Genomic DNA, 20,626 nt, shown 5'->3' with positions numbered 1-20,626 from the left:
TTAAAATGCGCCGGATTTCTTGAATTCAGCAACTGCGGCAGCCAGCGCAACTTCGCCGTCCTTGTCGAGTTGTTTGCTTTCTTCGATCTTTTGCAACAGGGCAGCCTGCTTGGTCTTCATGAAACTGTGCAGAGCGGCTTCGAACGGCAATACCTTCTTGACTTCGATATCGTCCAGATAGCCCTTGTTGACGGCGAACAGCGAGACCGCCATCAGCGAAATCGGCAACGGCGCGTATTGCGCCTGCTTCAGCAATTCGGTCACGCGAGCACCGCGGTCGAGCTGCTTGCGGGTCGATTCATCGAGGTCGGAAGCGAACTGTGCGAACGCAGCCAATTCACGATACTGCGCCAGATCGGTACGGATACCGCCGGACAGGTTCTTGATGACCTTGGTCTGGGCCGCACCACCGACGCGCGAGACCGAGATACCGGCGTTGATCGCAGGACGGATACCGGCGTTGAACAGCGAAGTTTCCAGGAAGATCTGACCGTCGGTAATCGAAATCACGTTGGTCGGAACGAAGGCGGAGACGTCACCGGCTTGGGTTTCGATGATCGGCAATGCGGTCAGCGAACCGGTCTTGCCCTTGACTTCACCCTTGGTGAAGGCTTCGACGTAATCCGGGTTGACGCGTGCGGCGCGCTCCAGCAGACGCGAGTGCAGGTAGAACACGTCGCCGGGATAAGCTTCACGGCCTGGTGGACGGCGCAACAGCAGCGACACCTGACGGTAGGCCACCGCTTGCTTGGACAGATCGTCGTACACGATCAGCGCGTCTTCGCCGCGATCGCGGAAGTATTCGCCCATCGCGCAGCCGGAGTAAGGCGACACGTATTGCATCGCGGCCGATTCGGACGCCGACGCTGCCACCACGATGGTGTATTCCATCGCGCCGTGGGCTTCCAGCGAACGCACGATATTCTTGATCGACGACGCCTTCTGACCGATAGCGACGTAGATACAGACCACGTCCTGGCCTTTTTGATTGATGATCGCATCGATCGCGACCGCGGTCTTGCCGGTCTGGCGGTCGCCGATGATCAGTTCGCGTTGACCGCGGCCGATTGGCACCATGGCATCGATCGACTTGATACCGGTCTGCATCGGCTGCGATACCGATTGACGCGCGATCACGCCTGGCGCGATCTTTTCGATCGGGGCCGACAGCTTGGCGTTGACCGGGCCCTTGCCGTCGATCGGCTGACCGAGCGCATTGACCACGCGCCCTTTCAGTTCGGGACCGATTGGCACTTCCAGGATGCGGCCGGTGCATTTGACCGTGTCGCCTTCCGAGATGTGCTCGTAGTCACCCAGAATCACGGAACCGACCGAGTCACGCTCGAGGTTCAGCGCGAGGCCGAAGGTGTTGCCTGGAAATTCCAGCATCTCGCCCTGCATGACGTCGGACAGACCGTGAATGCGGCAGATACCGTCGGACACGGAGATGACCGTGCCTTGATTGCGGACCTCAGCGGTGTCGCCAAGGCCTTGGATCCGGCTCTTGATCAGTTCGCTGATTTCAGATGCGTTGAGTTGCATAGTAACTCCTAAAAATATTCTCTCTACTTGCGCCGGCGGCTCGGGCCACCGGCGCAGGACCAGGTTACGCCGCTAACGCAACATGCATCTGTTGCAGCCTGGCGCGCACCGAAGTGTCGAGCACTTCGTCACCGACGACCACGCGCACGCCACCGATCAGCGAACCGTCGACGGTCACCGTTGGATGCAGCTTGCGGCCAAATTTCTTTTCCAGCGTCGCGACCAATTCCTGCAGCTGCGCGTCGGTCAGCGGGAATGCGCTGACGATCGCGACGTCGGCTGCGCCTTCCAGGGCATTTTTCAATACCTCGAATTGCGCGGCGATTTCCGGCAACAGGGCCAGGCGGCCGTTTTCGACCAGCATGCGGACGAAGTTTTTGGCTTCGTCGTTGACTGGCGATTTCAGCGCGGACAGGACGGTATCGACCACCAATTGATCCGGCACTTTCGGATTGTCGGCCAGCGCCTTGAGGTCAGGGTTGACCGCAACTTGCGCCATTTCCGACACCAGGTCGGACCAGGCCGCGAGGTGCGCCGGTGCGTTACCGGACTGCGCCACACGGAACAAAGCTTCTGCGTAAGGGCGAGCAATCGTTGCGAGTTCAGCCATGATTACAGCTCTGTTTTCAGTTGGTTCAGCAAACCGGCGTGAGCCGCAGCGTCGACTTCGCGCTTCAGGATCTGCTCGGCACCCTTGACTGCGAGCGTCGCAACCTGGCCGCGCAGTTCTTCACGCGCTTTGTTAACTTGCTGCTCGGCATCCGCCTTGGCAGCGGCGATGATGCGCGCTGCTTCGTCGGAAGCGGTTTTCTTGGCATCGTCGATGATGCCGGCGGCGCGCTTGTCGGCTTCGCCGATACGGCGCTGGCCTTCATCGCGGGCACCGGCCAGTTCAGCCTGCACGCGCTTTTCAGCGGCAGCCATCTCTGCCCTGCCACGATCGGCTGCGGCCAATCCGTCCGCGATCTTCTTGGCGCGCTCGTCGAGCGCGTTCATCAGTGGTGGCCAGATGAATTTCATCGTAAAGAGCGCCAGCACGAAGAAGACCACAAACTGCGCACCTAATGTTGCGTTTAAGTTCACGGTAATTCCTTTTCAGAATGAGCTGCCTGGTATCGCTGACTCAAGCGTCAGCGATCGTTGCAGCAGAGACACAAGGCTAATTACTTGGCAATGAACGGATTCGCGAATGCAAACAACATGGCAATACCAACACCGATCAGGAACGCAGCGTCAATCAGACCCGCCAGCAGGAACATTTTGGTTTGCAGCGTGTTCATCAGTTCCGGTTGACGTGCAGAGGCTTCCAGATATTTGCCGCCCATCAGTGCGATTCCGATACATGCGCCGATCGCGCCCAGACCAATAATCAAACCACACGCCAAAGCTACAAATGAGAGGTCAGTCATGACAATTCCTTAAGGTTAAATATCAAAAAAATAAATAAAAAAACACGCTACTACCATTACTGCAATTTCAAAACTTGTACTGTTGGTGCGCCTAGTGCAATTAGTGAGATTCGTGCGCCTGACCGATGTAGACCAGGGTCAGCATCATGAAAATGAAGGCTTGCAACAACACGATCAGGATGTGGAAGATTGCCCACATCGAACCGGCCACCACGTGACCGACGAAACCGAAAGCGGTGGCGGCCGAACCGAGCAGCGCGATCAGCAGGAACAGCAATTCACCTGCGTACATGTTGCCCCACAGTCGCATACCCAGCGATACGGTACGAGCGATGTATTCAATGACGTTCAACAAAACATTAAATGGCAGCAGATAGATGCCGAAAGGCGCTGCGCATAACTCATGTAACCAGCCGCCCAAACCCTTGATTTTGACGTTGTAGTAGAGCACCAGAGCCAACATGCCTAACGCAATACCCATGGTGCCGTTCAGGTCGGCCGTCGGCACCACGCGATGGTGCGAAATCACGCCGTCCAGACCTACCGCGCGGAACAGCGCCGCGAACATGTCGACCGGCAGGAAGTCGAGCGAGTTCATCAGGGCGACCCAGATGAACACGGTCAGTGCCAGCGGCGCGATGAAGCTGCGGTCGCCGTGCGCGATGATCGCCTTGGACTGGTCTTCGACCATTTCCACGATCATTTCGACAAACGACTGGAAGCGGCCCGGCACGCCGGCGGTGGCCTTGCGCGCCGCGATATACATCAGCAGGCAGCCGAGCACGCCGGCAAACACGGACCAGAAAATGGTATCCATGTTCCAGACCGAGAAATCGACGATCTTGTCCTGGTGATGGGTCGAGAAATGGCCCAGATGATGGACGATATATTCTGACGGGGTCGGGGCTAACGTTTCTGCGCTCATGGTCGATGTCTAAACAATAAGATGATGTAACTTTTGAGTACCACGATGAACGCGACGATAAACGCCGGCCAGTTCAACTCGCGATACAACCACACGACCGCTCCCATCAGCGCAATCGTTAGTGCAATCTTGAAAAACTCACCGAAGAAAAAGGTCATCGGTGTGGCGCCGCCCGGTTTGCGTGTTCCAGCAAACAGGCGCAGCGCGAAAAAGGCATTCGGAACCGCACAACACGCACCACCGAGTAGCGCGGAACAAAATCCTGGGATACCGGCGATCAGGCCGGCGATGCATGCAACGACGACGGTAGTCGCGAGTTGCAAGAGGACGATGCGCAGCATACCACCCCAATGTCGTGCAAACCGCGCGATCTGACGACGAACGCGGCGCAATTTCGGAAACCACGGGATTATAAGGGTTAGCCGCAGTCGGCGTCAAACGCTTGCTGGACTGCAAACAACAGTGCCCCGGTCTGGTGCGACCGGTTGGGCGGGGGAACGGGCTTAGTCGGCAGCCAGGCTCGCCAGCCAGGCCTTGCCCTGCGGCCAGTCGCCGAGGCCGCTTGCGGCGTTGATATGGCCGTGCGGTCCGATGTCGTGGAATTCTGCGCCCCAGCCGGCGGCCCGGGCTTGCGCCGTTGATAATTCGCACCATGGATCGTCGCTGGACGCGACCACGATGGTTCGAAACGGCAGCCGGCCGCGCGGCATCGGTGCAAAACCATGCACAAAGTCGGGGAAGTCGGCGCGCTCGACGTCGGCCGGCGCCACCAGCAGCGCGCCCTTGAGCCTGGCTGCGGCCGCGGGGTGCTGGCTGGCCCAGTGCACCACCAGCGCGCAACCGAGGCTGTGCGCGGCCAGCACCACCGCTCCTTCGGCGCTGGCGTCATTGATTGCGGCGTCGAGTGTCGCCAGCCAATCGGCGCGGCGCGGCTCCATCCAGTCCCGCTGCACCACCCGGCGCGCATGCGGCAAACTGGTATCCCACAGCGATTGCCAATGGTCGTCGTCGGAGTCGAACAAGCCGGGCAGGATCAGGATAGCGGGCGCGGTGGCCGTGGGATTGGCGGGCGGCATAATGAATGAGGCAGGATGATGAGTTCAGGTTGGCTTGCGCATCGGATAAGTATTACATACATGGACGAAACCGCGCCGCTCCAGAATCGGCCGGCTCATCGGCGACGCATCGACGGCAAAGAACGGAATCCCGCGCTGCGCTGCGTGCGCCAATCGGGCGTCGAACAGTCGGGCGTAAATGCCCTGCTGCCGCATCTCCGGCAGCACCGCGCCGCCGTGCAGTTCGGCATAGCGCGAACCGGGCGGCAGGTCGAGCCAGCCGCTGCCGACCGGGCGCGCGCCGTGATAGGCGCAGTACAGTGCGAACTGGTCCGACTGCTGCGCGAGCGTGTCGGTCAATTGATCCAGCAACCACGGAAACGGCTGCTGCCAGACTTGTTCCTGGATTGCCACGATGTCGCGCAGGCCGGCGATATCGACGACCCGGCGCACGCTCACGGCGGCGGCACTGATGGTTGGCGCGACGAATTGCGGATCGATCGGAAACACCATGAACCCTTCGTCTGGCCCGGCGCAAAAGCCTTCGGCCTCCAGCAAGCCGCGCAATCCGGCCGGTTGATCCAGCGCGTAAACCTTCCATTCGAAGCGCTGCGCCAGTGCAGCGAAATGGCTGGGCTGCGCGCGGATCTGCGCCAACTCTTCACCGCCCGGCAGGCTGGCAAACGTGACGAAGCCTTCCATGTCAGGCCGCAGCGCGGTGTAGCGGGTCAGGTGCGGCCCGCTCTCGAGCGTGAATCCGTCGAGCGGACGGCGGCATCGATCGGCCGCGAAATCGGCGTAAATCTCGAACGGCGTCATTTGCCGCGCTTGCAACAGACCGATCTGTTCGTCGCCTTCATCGACTGCTTCGCAATGATGTCAATAGGTTTATTAATATACTGAACATTAATCGCGCAGACGCGCGATCAGACCGTCCAGCGCGTCGAGATCGGCGAAATCGATCAGCATCTGACCGCGACCCTTGCTGCCGATCTTGAACTGCACCTGGGTCGCCAGCAGGTCCGACAGTTCTTCTTCGAGCCGCGCGATGTCGCGCGATTTTTCCTTGGCGCGCGGCTGGCTGGCCGCGCCCTGCTCGCTGCCGGCGCGGATCACCAGCTTCTCGGCCTCGCGCACCGACATCCGTTTCGCGACCACCTGGTTGGCCAGCACGATCTGTTGCGCGGCGTCGACGCCGAGCAAGGCGCGCGCGTGGCCCATGTCGATGTCGCCGGCCATCAGCATGGTCTGCACCGGTTTCGTCAGATTCAGCAGGCGCAGCAGGTTCGACACCGCGCTGCGCGAGCGCCCGACCGCGCCCGCCGCCTGCTCGTGCGTGAAGCTGAAATCGGTGATCAGGCGATGGATGCCCTGCGCCTCTTCCAGCGGATTGAGGTCTTCGCGCTGCATGTTTTCGATCAGCGCCATCGCGGCGGCGGACTGGTCGTCGACGTCCTTGACCAGCACCGGCACCTGGTCCAGCCCGGCGATCTGGGCCGCGCGGAAACGACGTTCGCCGGCGATGATTTCGTACTGGATGCCGGAGCCATTGTGGTGGCCGACCGGGCGCACCAGGATCGGCTGCATCACGCCCTGGGCCTTGATCGACGCCGCCAGCTCGTTTAGCGCGCCCTCGTCCATCCGGGTGCGCGGCTGGTATTTGCCGGCCTGCAGCTGCAGCACCGACAGGCTCGACGGCGCGCCCGCCAACGCCGGTGCGTTGTCGAGAAAGTCGGTCGAGGAGCCGCCCAGCAAGGCGTCGAGGCCGCGGCCGAGGCCCTTGGATTTTTTGGTCACCATGTCTTTTCCTTGTTCGAAGAAGCCGTTCCGGCCTCCCTTAAATTGTCTTGATCCGCTCGACCATTTCAGCGCCGAAATTGATATACGCCTGCGCGCCTTTCGACGCAGCGTCGAAGCAGACGCCCGGCACACCGTAGGACGGCGCTTCGGCCAGACGCACATTGCGCGGGATGATGGTCTTGAATACCTTGTCGCCGAAATGCTGCTCCAGCTGCGCCGAGACTTGCTGCGACAGCGTCATGCGCGGGTCGAACATGACCCGCAGCAGGCCGATGATCTTCAGGTCCGGGTTCAGGTTGGCGTGCACCTTCTTGATCGTGTTGACCAGGTCGGACAGGCCTTCCAGCGCATAGTATTCGCACTGCATCGGGATGATCACGCCGTTCGCCGCGCACAGTCCGTTCAGGGTCAGCATCGACAGCGCCGGCGGACAATCGATCAGCACGAAATCGTAGTCGTCGGCGACTGTCGCCAGCGCGTCCTTGAGGCGCGTCTCGCGCCGTTCCAGCTCGACCATCTCGACCTCGGCGCCGGCCAGTTCGCGATTGGCCGGCAGCACGTCAAACTTGCCGGTGTCCGAGGTCAGGCGCGCCGTCTTCACGTCCGACATGCCGAGCAGTACCTCGTAAATCGATGCCGTCAGCGTCGCCTTGTTGATGCCGGCGCCCATCGTCGCATTGCCCTGCGGGTCGAGATCGACCAGCAGCACGCGCTGCTTGAGCATGGCCAGTCCGGCCGCGAGATTGACGGTGGTGGTGGTCTTGCCGACACCGCCCTTTTGATTCGCAACGCAGAAAATTTTGGCCATGTTTTTATTGTTCAGTTGGTGATGATCATGATGACACTGATGCTCCGAAACGAAGCGCGCGACTACAATACTCCCTAACTAACTGCCAGATTCCGCATGAATACCGTTGCTATTGCCTTTATACTGCCTGGTCCATCGTTCTGGCGACGAACACCAGGTGGCGTTCAGCCTGCAAGCCCGGCACCTGCAAGGCCTGCAGTTCACGCACCGCCCAGCCGGCCGGCAGCCGCGCGATCTCGTCCGCTGGCGCGACCCCCTTGAGCGCGACGAAATGACCGCCGTCGGCCAACAGATGGCCCGACCAGTTGACGAAATCGGCCAGCTCGGCAAACGCGCGCGAGGTGATCACGTCGAACTTTTCGGCGACCTGCAACTGCTCGACGCGCGCCGTGTAGACGGTGACGTTGGACAAGCCGAGCTCGGCCTTGACCTGGGTCAGGAACGCGGTTTTCTTGTGCACGGTGTCGATCAGCGCGACCCGCATATCAGGGCAAGCGATCGCCAGCACGATGCCGGGCAGGCCGCCGCCGGCGCCGACATCGAGCACGTTGCGGGCGCCGGCGAAGGCCGGCACCACGGCCAAGGTGTCGAGCAGATGCTGCACCACCATCTGCGCCGGGTCGCGCACCGCGGTCAGGTTGTAGACCGCGTTCCACTTGACCAGTAGCGCCAGGTAGTCCAGCAACCGGGCCAACTGCGCATCGTTCAGGTCAAGGCCGAGCACATCGGCGCCCTGCCTCAGGGTCGCGGCCAGCGCCTGACGGTCAAGCTCGAATGGCCTCATTGCGGCGCTGCCATGTCTCTCAGGTCCGCGGTCACGTCCACGCCCATGTCCGCATTCACGTCCGCACTCTGGAGTGCAGCAAAACTGGTGATACCGCGCTTTTTCAGATGCACCAGCAATAGCGAGATCGCGGCCGGCGTGACGCCCGAGATGCGCGAGGCCTGGCCCAGCGTTTCGGGACGTTGCTTGTGCAACTTCTGCCGCACTTCCATCGACAGCGCGCCGACCTCGAGGTAATCGAAATCGGCCGGCAGCTTCAGGTTTTCATAATGCTCGTGACGCTCGACTTCCTTGGCCTGACGCTCGATGTAGCCGGCGTACTTGAGCTGGATCTCGACCTGCTCCCTGACCTCGGGCGCTGCCACACCGGGGCCGCCCAGGTTCGCGCCATCGCTGCCGGTCAGGCCGATCAGGTTGTCGTACCGGATATTCGGCCGACGCAGCAGATCGGCCAGCGAATATTCGCGCTCGATCGCCTGGCCCAGCACGCGCTCCGATTCGGCGGCGGACAGCATGCGCGGATTGACCCAGGTCGATTTCAAGCGCTCCAGCTCGCGCGCGACCGCCTCGCGTTTTTGTTCGAAGGCCGCCCATTGTGCATCGCCGACACAGCCGAGGCGGCGTCCGATTTCGGTCAGTCGCATGTCGGCATTGTCTTCGCGCAGGCTCAGCCGGTATTCGGCGCGACTGGTAAACATCCGGTACGGCTCCTGCACCCCCTGCGTGACCAGATCGTCGACCAGCACCCCGAGATAAGCCTCGTCGCGGCGCGGGGTCCAGGCATCCCTGCCCTGGGTCTGCAGCGCCGCGCTCAGGCCGGCCAACATGCCCTGTGCCGCGGCTTCTTCGTAGCCGGTGGTGCCGTTGATCTGGCCGGCGAAGAACAGGCCCTGCACCGCCTTGGTTTCCAGCGATGCTTTTAATTCGCGCGGATCGAAGTAATCGTATTCGATCGCATAGCCGGGGCGCAGGATGTGCGCATTTTCCATGCCGCGCATCGAGCGCACCAGCGCCAGCTGCACGTCGAACGGCAGACTGGTCGAGATCCCGTTCGGATAGAACTCGTTGGTGGTCAGGCCTTCCGGCTCCATGAAGATCTGGTGCGAATTCTTGCTGGCGAAGCGGTGGATCTTGTCTTCGATCGACGGGCAGTAGCGCGGGCCGACGCCTTCGATCACGCCGGTATACATCGGACTGCGATCGAGTCCGGCGCGGATGATGTCGTGGGTACGCTCGTTGGTGTGGGTGACCCAGCACGGCAACTGCCGTGGATGCAGCGCGCTTGACCCCATCACCGAAAACACCGGGATCGGATCGAGATCGCCGGGCTGCTCTTCCATCACCGAAAAATCGACGCTGCGACCATCGATGCGCGGCGGGGTGCCGGTCTTCAGCCGGCCTTGCGGCAACTTCAGCTCCTTCAGCCGGGCCGACAGCGATATCGCGGGGGGATCGCCGGCGCGTCCTGCCGAATAGTTATTCAGGCCAACATGGATCTTGCCATCAAGAAAAGTACCCGCAGTCAACACCACCGCGCGCGCGCGGAAGCGGATGCCGACCTGGGTCACCGCGCCGACCACCCGCTCGCCCTCCAGCATCAGGTCATCGACCGCCTGCTGGAACAGCCACAGATTGGGCTGGCTTTCGAGGCGCGAACGGATCGCCTGTTTATACAGGATGCGGTCGGCCTGGACGCGGGTGGCACGGACTGCCGGCCCCTTGGAAGAATTCAGTATGCGGAACTGGATGCCGGCTTCGTCGGTCGCGATCGCCATCGCGCCGCCCATCGCGTCGACCTCTTTCACCAGGTGGCCCTTGCCGATGCCGCCGATCGAGGGATTGCAAGACATCTGGCCCAGGGTCTCGATATTATGCGTCAGCAACAGTGTCTTCTGGCCCATGCGGGCGGCCGCGAGCGCGGCCTCGGTGCCGGCATGGCCGCCACCAATCACAATGACATCAAATTCGGTAGGAAATAACATGATTCGCCCTGGCGATTACTCAACAACAACGCAGCAATGATCCTGCAAGAACGCAGCAATAACGCTCAGCAAGGCGAGATTATAAAGTCTTTTCGACCCGATCCGGACCTGATCTGGACCCGCATCCGAAATTCCGGTCGAAATTGCCGCAGATGTGTTTCACGTGAAACACATTGCGCGCGGCCAAACAAGATCGCCCAGCATTGTTTCACGTGGAACATATTAAGCGCCGCCAACTGAGTCCGTACTGCATTGTTTCACATGGAACATTATTTAACGAAACCGTCATAGCCGGTCTTCAGGATCAACGCCGACACCACTACCAGGAACAGCACCCGCACAAAACCGGTGCCATGCTTGATCGCCAATCGGCTGCCGATCAGCGAGCCAGCCACATTACTGACTGCCATCATCAGTCCGATCTGCCAGATCACGTGGCCGCTATAGCCGAACCACAGCAAGGCCGCGACATTGGTCGCGATATTGACGACTTTCGATGCCGCCGATGCGCTCATGAAGTCGAAGCCGGATACCCGCACGAACAGGAATACCAGGAAGCTGCCGGTGCCCGGGCCGAAGAAGCCGTCATAGAATCCGATGCTGGCGCCGATTAGCATCGCAACCAGCCGCTGTCGCCAACCATCATGCACCGGCGCGTGGGTGCTGCCGAAGTCCTTCTTCTTTAAGGTGTAGAGTGCCACCGCGCACAGCACAAAGGGCAATAACTTGCGCAGGAAATCGGACGATACCTGCGTCACGGTGTAAGCGCCGAGGAAGGATAGCGCGAACGCGGCCGCCGCCGCCGGCAGCGCGGTGCCCCACTCCATCCGGACCCGGCGCGCATAACTGACCGCCGCCACGCTGGTACCCCAGACGCTGGCCAGCTTGTTGGTACCAAACAGGGTCGCCGGCACCACGTTCGGCAGGATCGAAAACAGCGCCGGAACCTGGACCAGGCCACCACCGCCGACCACCGCATCGATCAGACCGGCCAGCAAGGCGGCCACACCAAGTATCAAATAATCGGCCATACTAGTTGCACCACGCGATCAGGCAGACCGCCTGGGCCATGCGGAAGTCGGGCAAGGAATCGGACAAGAATTTTGGCATTTCGCGGTCGGGATAGGCGGTTGGCCAGCTGGCGGCTCGGATGATCGCCGGCAGAAGCTAGGCAAGCCGGTATTCTACCCTTGCCCGCCATCAAGCATTGCCCTCACGCATTGCCCTCACGCATTGCCCTCACGCATTACCCTCAGCATGACCCATTCGCAGCGACAAACCACGAGGAAAAATATCATGACCGAGCCAGCCGGATTCAGCTTCAGCACCGTTCCCAACATCATCTGCGCACCGGGCGCGAGTCGCCAGCTCGGCCGCCAGTTGCGCCAGCAATTCGGTACCGTGGCGAAGCGCGTGCTGCTGGTGACCGATGCCGGTTTCCTGGGCACCGGTTTGGTCCAGCCGGTGATCGACAGCCTGGAAGCCGAACAATTCACGGTCACGATCTTTTCCGACGTGTTGGCCGACCCGCCCGAAGCGGTGGTGTTGCAGGCGGTGGCCGATGCCCGCGCGACCGGGATCGACCTGGTGATCGGGCTCGGCGGCGGCAGCTCGATGGATGTCGCCAAGCTGATCGCGGTGCTGACGCCGGGCACGCAAGCGCTGGCGGCGATCTACGGCATCGGCAACGTGAGTGGCAGCCGGCTGCCGCTGGTGCAGATCCCGACCACCGCCGGTACCGGCTCCGAAGTCACGCCGATCGCGATTGTCACCACCGGCGCCACCGCCAAGATGGGGGTGGTGGCGCCGCAGCTGAATGCCGATCTGGCGGTGCTCGATGCCGAACTGACACTCGGGCTGCCGCCGAAAACCACGGCCGCCACCGGCATCGACGCGATGGTGCATGCGATCGAGGCGTATACCAGCAAGCTGAAGAAAAATCCGCTGTCGGATATGCTGGCGCGCCAGGCTTTGAGCCTGCTGTCGGCCAACCTGATCACCGCCTGCGAGGACGGCCGCAATCTGGCCGCGCGCCAGGCGATGTTGCTGGGCGCGATGCTGGCCGGCCAGGCCTTCGCCAATGCGCCGGTGGCCGCAGTGCATGCGCTGGCCTATCCGATCGGCGGGCACTTCCATGTGCCGCACGGACTGAGCAACTCGCTGGTGCTGCCGCATGTGCTGCGCTTCAATGCGCCGGTTGCGGCCGGCCATTATGCGGAGCTGGCCGCGATCGTCGCACCGTCGGCGTCAGGTAGCACCGAAGCCCGCAGCGAAGCCTTGATTGCCGCGATGGAACGGATTGCGCAACGGGTCGGGATCGCCACCCGGCTGCGCGAGGTCGGCATCGGCGCGGCCGACCTGGAGCGGCTGGCTGATGATGCGATGCTGCAGACCCGCCTGCTCGGCAATAATCCGCGCGAGCTGACCCGGGCCGATGCGCATGCGATTTATGCGGCGGCGCTGTAGCTATCTTTCGGTGGAAAATATACTAGGACCAGTATTTTTAAAGCGGCAATGAAACTGAGGGGAAGAATGGTGTTTTAGGCCAATACTCCCCATAGACATCTGGCTTGATGGATGCTCGGAGAATAGTTAGAACGAATGGCTAGCGTTGACGGAGCCTAACGCGAGCCCTACATCACGGCCAGCTGCGACACCGTCCGGTGCCTGCTGCTGCCCGCTCAGCCATGCAGGCGCCGAGCCGGGGCAACTATCGAGGCGCGCGGCCAGCCTTAGCGCCGGCTCAGCCGCTGTTGCAAAGCCACGATCTCGCCAACGATGCCGCGCCGGAACAGCAGCACGCACACGATGAAGATGAAGCCAGTGACGATCGTGACCGATTCGCCGATGGTGTTGAACCATTCGACCCCGGTACTGCTGGCCAGCCAGCTACCCAGGTCACCGAGCTTGTTCTCCAGCGCGATGATCAGCACTGCACCGACGATCGGGCCCACCAACGTGCCCAGACCGCCCGCCAGCGTCATCAGCACCACCAGCCCGGACATGGTCCAGTGCACGTCGGTCAGCGTCTCGAAGCCCAGCACCAGGGTCTTGGTCGAGCCGGCCAGACCGGCCAGCGCGGCCGACAGCACGAACGCCAGCAGCTTGTACTTATCGACGTCATAGCCGAGCGAGATCGCGCGCGGCTCGTTTTCCTTGATGGCTTTCAGTACCTGGCCAAAAGGCGAGTGCACCACGCGCACGATCAGCGCGAATCCCGCCACTGCGATCGCCAGTACCAGGTAGTACAGGATCAGATCGTTGTCCAGGCTCACCATGCCCAGCAGCTTGCCGCGCGGCACGCTTTGCAGGCCATCCTCGCCGCCGGTAAACCGCAGCTGCAGACACAGGAAATAAATCATCTGGGCCAGCGCCAGCGTGATCATCGTGAAATAAATGCCCTGGCGCCGGATCGCCAGCATCCCCATCACCAACCCGATCAGCGCGCCGGTCGCGGTCCCGAGCAACAGGCCCAGTTCCATCGGCAGCCCGAGCGAGCGCAGCGCATAGCCGGCGATATAGCCGGCGCCGCCGAAAAACGCGGCGTGGCCGAACGACAGCAGGCCGGTAAAACCGATCAGCAAATTGAACGCGCAGGCAAACAGCGCGAAGCACAGCAGCTTCATCAGGAACACCGGATACAGGCCAAAAGGCGCAAGCAACAGCAAGATGAGGGCGATGCCGTAACCGATTTTTTTATTCATTTTCTGGTGCTCCGTTTGATACTCGCTCAATGCCTTGTTTGCTTAATATGCCTGCTCGGCCGCTTCGGTTGACCAGATACGCCGCTGGGTCCCAGCGTGCGCTGGGACGACCGTTTTGCGTTGTTACCTTGATCAACCGATATCACTCCGGTGCGACCGGCAGAGTCCTATTTTTCCTTGCCGAACAGCCCGGCCGGCCGGATCATCAGCACGATCGCCATGATGATGAACACCACCGTGGCCGACAACTCCGGGTAGAACACGCGGGTCAGGCCTTCGATCACGCCGAGCCCGAGACCGGTCAGGATCGAGCCCATGATCGAGCCCATGCCGCCGATCACCACCACCGCGAACACCGTGATGATCAGGTTCGAGCCCATCAGCGGTGAGACCTGGATCACCGGCGCCGCCAGCACCCCGGCAAAGGCCGCCAGCGCAACGCCGAAGCCGTAGGTCAGCGTTACCATGCGCGGCACGTTGATGCCGAAGGCTTCCACCAGTTTCGGGTTTTCGGTGCCGGCGCGCAGGTAGGCGCCGAGTTTGGTCTTCTCGATCACGAACCAGGTCGCGAAACAGACCAGCAGCGACGCCAGAACGACCCAGGCGCGATAATTGGGCAGGATCATGAACCCGAGGTCGGTCGCGCCGGCGAGCGCGTCAGGGACCGAATACGGCTGGCCCGACACGCCGTAAAAGGAGCGGAACAAGCCTTCCAGCATCAGCGTGATGCCGAAGGTCAGCAGCAGACCATACAGATGATCGAGCTTGTACAGCCAGCGCAGCATGGTCTTTTCAATCACGATGCCGAACCCACCGACCAGCAGCGGCGCCGCCACCAGCATCACCCAGTAATTGAGGCCGAAATAATTCAGCCCCATCCACGCCAGGAACGCGCCCATCATGTATAACGCGCCATGCGAAAAATTGATCACGTTGAGCAGGCCGAAGATGACCGCCAGGCCGAGCGACAGCATCGCATAGAACGAGCCGTTGACCAAACCCAGCAACAGCTGGCTGAGCATCGCTTGCAGGGGAACGCCGAATATTTCCATGGCTGTATCAGATAATGAGCAGAGTGTGAGCGCTACAAATAGGACCAGCAAACAGGCGGCGCACCGAGTATGGCACGCCGCCGATACGGCCTGGTGCCGGTTAGCTCAGGCTTACTTCCACAGCGAACACTTCGATTCGGCCTTCGAGGTAAACGCCTGGTCGCCTGGAATCGTCTGCGCCACCTTGTAGTAATCCCAAGGGTATTTCGATTCCGACTGTTTCTTCACTTCCATCAAATACATGTCGTGCACCATGCGACCGTCCGGACGGATCACGCCATTCTTGGCGAACATGTCATTGACCTTGGTCTTCTTCATCTGCGCTATCACCTTGTCGGCGTCGTCGGTGCCGGCCGTCTTGACCGCGTTCAGATAGAACATCGCCGCCGAGTAGTCGCCCGCCTGCAACATCGACGGTTCCTTCTTCATCTTGGCGAAATATTTCTTCGACCAGGCGCGGGTTTCGGCGTTTTGATCCCAGTACCAGCCATCGGTCAGGTACATGCCCTGAGTCAGGTTCAGGCCGAGCGAATGGATATCGTTAATGAACATCAGCAAGCCGGCCATCTTCATGGTCTTGGTAACGCCAAACTCGTTGGCGGCCTTGATCGCATTGATGGTGTCGCCGCCGGCGTTGGCCAGTCCGAGGATCTGCGCCTTCGAAGACTGTGCCTGCAGCAGGAAGGACGAGAAGTCGGAGGCCGACAGCGGATGCTTGACCGCGCCCAGCACCTTGCCGCCGTTCGCCTTGACGACGTCGGCCGTATCTTTTTCCAGCGACGCGCCGAATGCGTAGTCGGCGGTCAGGAAGAACCACGATTTGCCGCCCTGCTTTACGATTGCCGAGCCGGTGCCCTTGGCCAGCGCCACCGTGTCGTACGCATAATGAATGGTGTACGGCGTGCAGTCTTCATTGGTCAGGCGGGCCGAGCCGGCGCCGATCGAGATGAAGGGCTTCTTCTTTTCGGCGGCGATCTTCGCCATCGCCAGGTTGGTGCCGGAATTGGTGCCGCCCAGCAGCATGTCGACGCCCTGCTGGTCGAACCATTCGCGCGCCTTGCTGGCGGCGATGTCGGCCTTGTTCTGATGGTCGGCCACCACGAATTCGATCTTCTTACCGTTGATCATGCCGCCCATGTCGGCGATCGCCATCTTGATCGCTTCCGCGCCGCCCGGGCCGTCGATGTCGGCATACACGCCGGACATGTCGGTGATGAAGCCGATCTTGATCACATCGCCGGAAATCTGCGCCGACGCGGCGCCGGCAAACCCGAAGGCAGTAATGGCGGAAACCGCGAGCGCGATTTTTTTCAGTGTCATGGTGTCTTCCTTAGGCAGGTTAAGCTAGCGTTACAGCCAGCCAGGCAGGTGTGCAAAATTCAACAGCAAAGTCATACGCCCAGCAAGGTATGCAATACCGGCATCTTGGCGTTCAATTCGGATGCAGCAAAGGTCTCGACGATCTGACCATGCTCCATCACGTAAAACCGGTCCGCCAGCGGTGCCGCGAATCGGAAATTCTGTTCCACCATCACGATCGTGTAGCCCTTGGCCTTGAGCGTCGTGATCATGCGCGCCAGCGTCTGCACGATGACCGGCGCCAGCCCTTCCGAGATCTCATCCAGCAGCAGCAGGCGGGCGCCGGTGCGCAGGATCCGGGCCACCGCCAGCATCTGCTGCTCGCCGCCGGACAGCCGCGTGCCCTGGCTGTTCCTGCGCTCTTTCAGGTTCGGGAACATGTCGTAGATTTCCTCGACCGACATGCCCTTGTCGGTGTTCGAGACCACTGGCGGCAGCAGCAGGTTTTCTTCGGTCGACAGCGAGGAAAAGATGCCGCGTTCTTCCGGACAGTAGCCGATGCCGTGATGCGCAATCTTGTGGGTCGGCAGGTCGATGATCTCCTTGCCGTTCAGCTTGATCGAACCCTTGCGGGCGCCGGTCAGGCCCATGATCGCGCGCAGCGTGGTGGTGCGGCCGGCGCCATTGCGGCCGAGCAGGGTCACGACCTCGCCCTGGTCGACTGCCAGGTTGACGTCGTGCAGGATGTGCGACTCGCCGTACCAGGCGTGCAGCTGGCTGATTTCGAGGGCTTTGGCGCTCATCAATGCGCCCCTTCCAGCGCGCCTGTGGTGGTGCCCATATACGCCTCCATCACCAACGGGTTGTTTGACACTTCTGCGTAGCTGCCTTCAGCCAGCATCGCGCCACGCTGCAGCACCGAGATCTTGTCGCAGATGCCGGACACCACGTTCATGTTGTGTTCGACCATCAGGATGGTGCGACCCACGGATACCTTCTTGATCAGTTCGGTGACCCGGTGCACATCTTCATGCCCCATGCCCTGGGTCGGTTCGTCCAGCAGCATCAGCTCCGGTTCCATCGCCAGCGTAGTGGCGATCTCGAGCGCGCGTTTGCGTCCATACGGCAGATCGGCGGTGATGGTAGCGGCGAACTCGGTCAGGTCGACCTGGGCCAGCAAGTCCATCGCGCGCGCGTTGAGCTGGTTCAGGCTGGCTTCGCTCTTCCAGAAATGAAACGAGGTGCCGAGCGTGCGCTGCAAGCCGATGCGCACGTTTTCCAGCACCGTCAGGTGCGGAAATACGGCGGAAATCTGGAACGAGCGGATGATGCCCTGGCGCGCAATTTGGGCCGGGCGGGCCGCGGTAATGTCGCGTCCATTGAACAGGATCTGGCCCGCAGTCGGCACCAGGAATTTGGTCAGCAGATTGAAGCAGGTGGTCTTGCCGGCGCCGTTCGGGCCAATCAGTGCATGGATATGGCCGCGCTGCACGCGCAGGTTTACCTCACTGACGGCAGTAAACCCCTTGAACTCCTTGGTCAGCTGTCGCGTCTCCAGGATGACATCGGTCATCGGGTCTCCCTCTCGCTGTTCTTATTACCGGTAGGTTACTGGTGGTAATTACCCGTTTTTTTATTGCATTTTTTGTTGCATGTTTTTCTGATAATACACAGACTGAAAGCGCGCTTGCAATACGTAGAATCCCCTGCGCCGCCGATCAAGGCGAATTCGGCATGAATATTAATATGTAATCAAGCTTTTACCCGAGATCCGCGCGCGGATCAAGACTCAAGCGCGGGCGGCCCGTATTGCCAGCGCCCCCTTCTCGGCAATCATGATGGTCGGCGCATTGGTATTGCCCGAGGTAATGGTCGGCATCACCGACGCATCGACCACGCGCAGACCGGCCACTCCCCTGACCCGCAACTGGCTATCGACCACCGCCATCGGATCGTCGGCGCGGCCCATCTTGCAGGTCCCGACCGGATGAAAGATCGTGGTGCCGATATCGCCGGCGGCACGCGCCAGTTCTTCGTCGGTCTGGAATTGCGCGCCTGGTTTCATTTCCTGCGGTGCATATTTTTTCAGCGCCGGCGCCGCCACGATGCGACGCGTCTGCGTCAGCGATACCGCAGCGATCTGCCGGTCGGCGGCGGTGCTCAGGTAGTTCGGCGCGATCTTCGGCGCCGCCATCGGATCACCGGAGGCGATCCGCACCTGGCCGCGCGAGGTCGGGCGCAAATTGCAGACGCTGGCGGTGAAGGCCGGGAAATCATGCAGCGGGTCGCCGAATTTATCGAGCGACAGCGGCTGCACATGGTATTCCAGATTGGCGCTGGTCTGAGCCGGATCGGATTTGGTAAAGGCGCCCAGTTGCGACGGCGCCATCGACAGCGGGCCGCTTTGGAACAGCGCATATTCAAGACCGATGCTGGCCTTGCCGAACCAGCTGTTGGTGATCATGTTCAGGGTCTTGGCGCCGCTGATCTTGAACGATGAACGAATCTGCAAGTGGTCCTGCAAGTTAGCGCCCACACCCGGCATCTCCATCACCACGTCGATGCCATGCTGCTGCAATAGCGCGGCGGGCCCGATGCCGGACAGCTGCAGGATCTGCGGACTGCCGATGGCGCCGGCCGCCAGCAAGGTTTCGCGCGTGGCTTCGGCCTGCCATTCCTTGCCGCCGCCGACAAATTCGACGCCCCGGCACACCGCGCCCTGTTCGCCCTGTGCAATGATCAGCCGCCGCACCTGGCAACCGGTCATGATTTCCAGATTGGCGCGGTGCGCGGCCGGCTTCAGAAATGCCTTTGACGCGTTCCAGCGGATGCCGCGCTTTTGATTGACATCGAAATAACCGCAGCCTTCGTTATCGCCGCGATTGAAATCATCGCTGTTCGGGATGCCAGTTTCGGCCGCAGCGATCCGGAACGCATCGAGAATTTCCCATGACAACCGCTGTTTTTCGACCCGCAATTCACCGCCGCTGCCGTGCGAGGCGTCGGCACCGTGGTAATAATCTTCACTCTTCTTGAATAACGGCAACACATTGTCCCAGCGCCAGGACGCATCGCCGGTCAACTCGGCCCAGCCATCATAATCGCGCGCCTGCCCGCGCATATAGATCATGCCGTTGATCGATGAACAACCGCCCAATACCTTGCCGCGCGGATACAACAGGCTGCGCCCGTTCAGGCCGGCCTCGGGCTCGGTGCGAAAGCGCCAGTCGGTGCGCGGGTTGTCAATGCAGTACAGGTAACCGACCGGGATATGAATCCACAGGTAGTCGTCCTTGCCACCGGCCTCGATCAGCAGCACGCTGACCTCGCTGTCCTGCGTCAGCCGATTCGCCAATACACAGCCGGCAGTGCCGCCGCCGATGACGATGTAATCATATTTGCCTGCAGATTCCATGGCTCCTCTATTGATGGCTGGTTGACGCAGCGTTGCTGACGGAAGCTCATCATACTGCCCTGCCGCGCTGTGGATAAACCTGTGGATATCCGCAGACCAATATGTGGGCAAGGAAGGATATGTTCACCTCCCAAATATTTGTGCAGAACTCATGCAGCACAGATACGCCGATTATTCAGGCCTTATCCATCTTGCAAGTGCCTGATTTCAATAAGCTTTATCCGATTATCCACGGAAACTGCCCTGCCTTATCTATTACTACTAAACATATATATATAAACTAAATAAAGAACTGAACCACCGGAAAACCCGCCGCTGCACCCGGTATCGGCGCCCATCGACATCATTGATCGCTGCAATCAGATCGTCATGACTACCCATCGTTTAGCCTATCAGCATCATTCCAGCCGCAGCATCAAGTTCAAGGCCAGGTCAATTTTTCTGCCGTACAACCTGTTTGATCCCTATAAAACATTATTGAGCTGTGGATAAGTCTCTTGATATCCACAGGATGTATTGTGGGCAAACCGTGAATAGCTTTCCCTGTTTATTTTTGTCCAGAACCTATTCGGGAACCATACAACCGTCACTCAGGACTTGTACACCCTGCAAGCAATTGATATCAAACAAGAATAGAGACTTATCCACCGAAAACGACGACGTTTACTACTATTACTAAACTTATATATCTACAAAACGTTAACATCACAAGCGCAGCAGTTTCAAAGCTTAATTGTCTAAAAATCAACAAAGTTTGAACCGCATCAATCAAAATCATGAGCTCAAGCGGCTTTGGTAGTGACACAACGCGCTACTCTTAGCTGTGTCACGCACGATTCACCGAATTGTGC

General features: G+C 60.5%; 20 protein-coding genes. 1 reads left to right on the top strand and 19 read right to left on the bottom strand.

Annotated elements, in window-relative coordinates; all coding sequences use genetic code 11:
- The 13 genes from atpA to ACFOFO_RS06945 form a co-directional block, all read right to left on the bottom strand.
- Positions 1 to 1,542, bottom strand: a complete 1,542-nt coding sequence (atpA, locus tag ACFOFO_RS07005) for a F0F1 ATP synthase subunit alpha (RefSeq protein ID WP_390321507.1) — start codon at positions 1,540 to 1,542, stop codon at positions 1 to 3.
- A gap of 64 nt (positions 1,543 to 1,606) precedes the next feature.
- Positions 1,607 to 2,152, bottom strand: a complete 546-nt coding sequence (locus ACFOFO_RS07000) for a F0F1 ATP synthase subunit delta (protein WP_390321509.1) — start codon at positions 2,150 to 2,152, stop codon at positions 1,607 to 1,609.
- A gap of 2 nt (positions 2,153 to 2,154) precedes the next feature.
- Entirely contained in the window at positions 2,155 to 2,625 is a 471-nt protein-coding gene (locus tag ACFOFO_RS06995; RefSeq protein WP_390321512.1) for a F0F1 ATP synthase subunit B, read from the bottom strand.
- 80 nt (positions 2,626 to 2,705) lie between these two features.
- On the bottom strand, positions 2,706 to 2,951 hold the full coding sequence (gene atpE / locus ACFOFO_RS06990; protein WP_390321515.1) for a F0F1 ATP synthase subunit C: 246 nt from the start codon (positions 2,949 to 2,951) through the stop codon (positions 2,706 to 2,708).
- A gap of 100 nt (positions 2,952 to 3,051) precedes the next feature.
- Positions 3,052 to 3,876 (bottom strand): F0F1 ATP synthase subunit A, encoded by an 825-nt coding sequence (gene atpB, locus ACFOFO_RS06985; RefSeq protein WP_390321517.1) that lies wholly within the window; start codon positions 3,874 to 3,876, stop codon positions 3,052 to 3,054.
- Positions 3,873 to 4,217, bottom strand: a complete 345-nt coding sequence (locus ACFOFO_RS06980) for an ATP synthase subunit I (RefSeq protein WP_390331235.1) — start codon at positions 4,215 to 4,217, stop codon at positions 3,873 to 3,875. Before ACFOFO_RS06980 ends, atpB begins: the two co-directional genes overlap by 4 nt.
- Before the next feature lie 162 nt (positions 4,218 to 4,379).
- Positions 4,380 to 4,952 carry an RBBP9/YdeN family alpha/beta hydrolase gene (locus ACFOFO_RS06975; RefSeq protein ID WP_390321521.1) on the bottom strand — a complete coding sequence of 191 codons (573 nt, stop codon included), beginning with the start codon at positions 4,950 to 4,952 and terminating at the stop codon, positions 4,380 to 4,382.
- A gap of 24 nt (positions 4,953 to 4,976) precedes the next feature.
- Entirely contained in the window at positions 4,977 to 5,750 is a 774-nt protein-coding gene (locus tag ACFOFO_RS06970) for a GNAT family N-acetyltransferase (RefSeq protein ID WP_390331233.1), read from the bottom strand.
- A gap of 87 nt (positions 5,751 to 5,837) precedes the next feature.
- Entirely contained in the window at positions 5,838 to 6,731 is an 894-nt protein-coding gene (locus ACFOFO_RS06965; RefSeq protein ID WP_390321525.1) for a ParB/RepB/Spo0J family partition protein, read from the bottom strand.
- Between the two features lie 37 nt (positions 6,732 to 6,768).
- Positions 6,769 to 7,539: a ParA family protein gene (locus tag ACFOFO_RS06960; RefSeq protein ID WP_390331231.1), complete on the bottom strand. Its 771-nt coding sequence runs from the start codon at positions 7,537 to 7,539 to the stop codon at positions 6,769 to 6,771.
- 118 nt (positions 7,540 to 7,657) lie between these two features.
- A complete protein-coding gene (gene rsmG / locus ACFOFO_RS06955) occupies positions 7,658 to 8,323 on the bottom strand; it encodes a 16S rRNA (guanine(527)-N(7))-methyltransferase RsmG (protein WP_390321527.1) in 666 nt (221 codons plus the stop codon).
- A complete protein-coding gene (gene mnmG, locus ACFOFO_RS06950) occupies positions 8,320 to 10,305 on the bottom strand; it encodes a tRNA uridine-5-carboxymethylaminomethyl(34) synthesis enzyme MnmG (protein WP_390321529.1) in 1,986 nt (661 codons plus the stop codon). Before mnmG ends, rsmG begins: the two co-directional genes overlap by 4 nt.
- Positions 10,306 to 10,574: 269 nt before the next feature.
- Positions 10,575 to 11,336 carry a TSUP family transporter gene (locus ACFOFO_RS06945; protein ID WP_390321533.1) on the bottom strand — a complete coding sequence of 254 codons (762 nt, stop codon included), beginning with the start codon at positions 11,334 to 11,336 and terminating at the stop codon, positions 10,575 to 10,577.
- 265 nt (positions 11,337 to 11,601) lie between these two features.
- Between ACFOFO_RS06945 and ACFOFO_RS06940 the strand changes: the two genes are divergently transcribed.
- Positions 11,602 to 12,771: an iron-containing alcohol dehydrogenase gene (locus ACFOFO_RS06940; protein WP_390321535.1), complete on the top strand. Its 1,170-nt coding sequence runs from the start codon at positions 11,602 to 11,604 to the stop codon at positions 12,769 to 12,771.
- Between the two features lie 266 nt (positions 12,772 to 13,037).
- Here ACFOFO_RS06940 and ACFOFO_RS06935 read toward each other — a convergent pair whose 3' ends face one another.
- The 6 genes from ACFOFO_RS06935 to ACFOFO_RS06910 all read right to left on the bottom strand — a co-directional run bounded on the left by ACFOFO_RS06935 (position 13,038) and on the right by ACFOFO_RS06910 (position 19,775).
- Positions 13,038 to 14,009 (bottom strand): branched-chain amino acid ABC transporter permease, encoded by a 972-nt coding sequence (locus ACFOFO_RS06935; RefSeq protein ID WP_390321538.1) that lies wholly within the window; start codon positions 14,007 to 14,009, stop codon positions 13,038 to 13,040.
- Between the two features lie 167 nt (positions 14,010 to 14,176).
- A complete protein-coding gene (locus ACFOFO_RS06930) occupies positions 14,177 to 15,061 on the bottom strand; it encodes a branched-chain amino acid ABC transporter permease (protein ID WP_390331229.1) in 885 nt (294 codons plus the stop codon).
- Between the two features lie 111 nt (positions 15,062 to 15,172).
- A complete protein-coding gene (locus tag ACFOFO_RS06925) occupies positions 15,173 to 16,381 on the bottom strand; it encodes an ABC transporter substrate-binding protein (RefSeq protein WP_390321540.1) in 1,209 nt (402 codons plus the stop codon).
- Between the two features lie 71 nt (positions 16,382 to 16,452).
- Positions 16,453 to 17,163: an ABC transporter ATP-binding protein gene (locus tag ACFOFO_RS06920; RefSeq protein ID WP_390321542.1), complete on the bottom strand. Its 711-nt coding sequence runs from the start codon at positions 17,161 to 17,163 to the stop codon at positions 16,453 to 16,455.
- A complete protein-coding gene (locus tag ACFOFO_RS06915) occupies positions 17,163 to 17,933 on the bottom strand; it encodes an ABC transporter ATP-binding protein (RefSeq protein WP_390331228.1) in 771 nt (256 codons plus the stop codon). The genes ACFOFO_RS06920 and ACFOFO_RS06915 overlap by 1 nt, the downstream gene beginning before the upstream one ends.
- 216 nt (positions 17,934 to 18,149) lie before the next feature.
- Positions 18,150 to 19,775 carry a GMC family oxidoreductase gene (locus ACFOFO_RS06910; RefSeq protein WP_390331226.1) on the bottom strand — a complete coding sequence of 542 codons (1,626 nt, stop codon included), beginning with the start codon at positions 19,773 to 19,775 and terminating at the stop codon, positions 18,150 to 18,152.
- Between the last annotated feature and the right edge of the window lie 851 nt (positions 19,776 to 20,626).

Source organism: Pseudundibacterium arcticum (assembly GCF_042646465.1).
In the GTDB taxonomy this organism is placed as follows: domain Bacteria; phylum Pseudomonadota; class Gammaproteobacteria; order Burkholderiales; family Burkholderiaceae_D; genus Undibacterium_A; species Undibacterium_A arcticum.
The sequence above is the reverse complement of the archived record's forward strand: the minus strand, read 5'-3'. Positions and strand labels throughout refer to the sequence as shown.

Bases quoted from the DNA above. Each gene is read 5' to 3' on its own strand.
- atpE (WP_390321515.1), bottom strand. From the start codon at position 2,951: ATGACTGACCTCTCATTTGTAGCTTTGGCGTGTGGTTTGATTATTGGT.
- ACFOFO_RS06975 (WP_390321521.1), bottom strand. From the start codon at position 4,952: ATGCCGCCCGCCAATCCCACGGCCACCGCGCCCGCTATCCTGATCCTG.
- ACFOFO_RS06930 (WP_390331229.1), bottom strand. From the start codon at position 15,061: ATGGAAATATTCGGCGTTCCCCTGCAAGCGATGCTCAGCCAGCTGTTG.
- ACFOFO_RS06915 (WP_390331228.1), bottom strand. From the start codon at position 17,933: ATGACCGATGTCATCCTGGAGACGCGACAGCTGACCAAGGAGTTCAAG.
- ACFOFO_RS06945 (WP_390321533.1), bottom strand. From the start codon at position 11,336: ATGGCCGATTATTTGATACTTGGTGTGGCCGCCTTGCTGGCCGGTCTG.
- atpA (WP_390321507.1), bottom strand. From the start codon at position 1,542: ATGCAACTCAACGCATCTGAAATCAGCGAACTGATCAAGAGCCGGATC.
- ACFOFO_RS06925 (WP_390321540.1), bottom strand. From the start codon at position 16,381: ATGACACTGAAAAAAATCGCGCTCGCGGTTTCCGCCATTACTGCCTTC.
- ACFOFO_RS06965 (WP_390321525.1), bottom strand. From the start codon at position 6,731: ATGGTGACCAAAAAATCCAAGGGCCTCGGCCGCGGCCTCGACGCCTTG.
- mnmG (WP_390321529.1), bottom strand. From the start codon at position 10,305: ATGTTATTTCCTACCGAATTTGATGTCATTGTGATTGGTGGCGGCCAT.
- ACFOFO_RS07000 (WP_390321509.1), bottom strand. From the start codon at position 2,152: ATGGCTGAACTCGCAACGATTGCTCGCCCTTACGCAGAAGCTTTGTTC.
- ACFOFO_RS06960 (WP_390331231.1), bottom strand. From the start codon at position 7,539: ATGGCCAAAATTTTCTGCGTTGCGAATCAAAAGGGCGGTGTCGGCAAG.
- ACFOFO_RS06940 (WP_390321535.1), top strand. From the start codon at position 11,602: ATGACCGAGCCAGCCGGATTCAGCTTCAGCACCGTTCCCAACATCATC.
- ACFOFO_RS06970 (WP_390331233.1), bottom strand. From the start codon at position 5,750: ATGACGCCGTTCGAGATTTACGCCGATTTCGCGGCCGATCGATGCCGC.
- ACFOFO_RS06935 (WP_390321538.1), bottom strand. From the start codon at position 14,009: ATGAATAAAAAAATCGGTTACGGCATCGCCCTCATCTTGCTGTTGCTT.
- ACFOFO_RS06980 (WP_390331235.1), bottom strand. From the start codon at position 4,217: ATGCTGCGCATCGTCCTCTTGCAACTCGCGACTACCGTCGTCGTTGCA.
- ACFOFO_RS06920 (WP_390321542.1), bottom strand. From the start codon at position 17,163: ATGAGCGCCAAAGCCCTCGAAATCAGCCAGCTGCACGCCTGGTACGGC.
- rsmG (WP_390321527.1), bottom strand. From the start codon at position 8,323: ATGAGGCCATTCGAGCTTGACCGTCAGGCGCTGGCCGCGACCCTGAGG.
- atpB (WP_390321517.1), bottom strand. From the start codon at position 3,876: ATGAGCGCAGAAACGTTAGCCCCGACCCCGTCAGAATATATCGTCCAT.
- ACFOFO_RS06910 (WP_390331226.1), bottom strand. From the start codon at position 19,775: ATGGAATCTGCAGGCAAATATGATTACATCGTCATCGGCGGCGGCACT.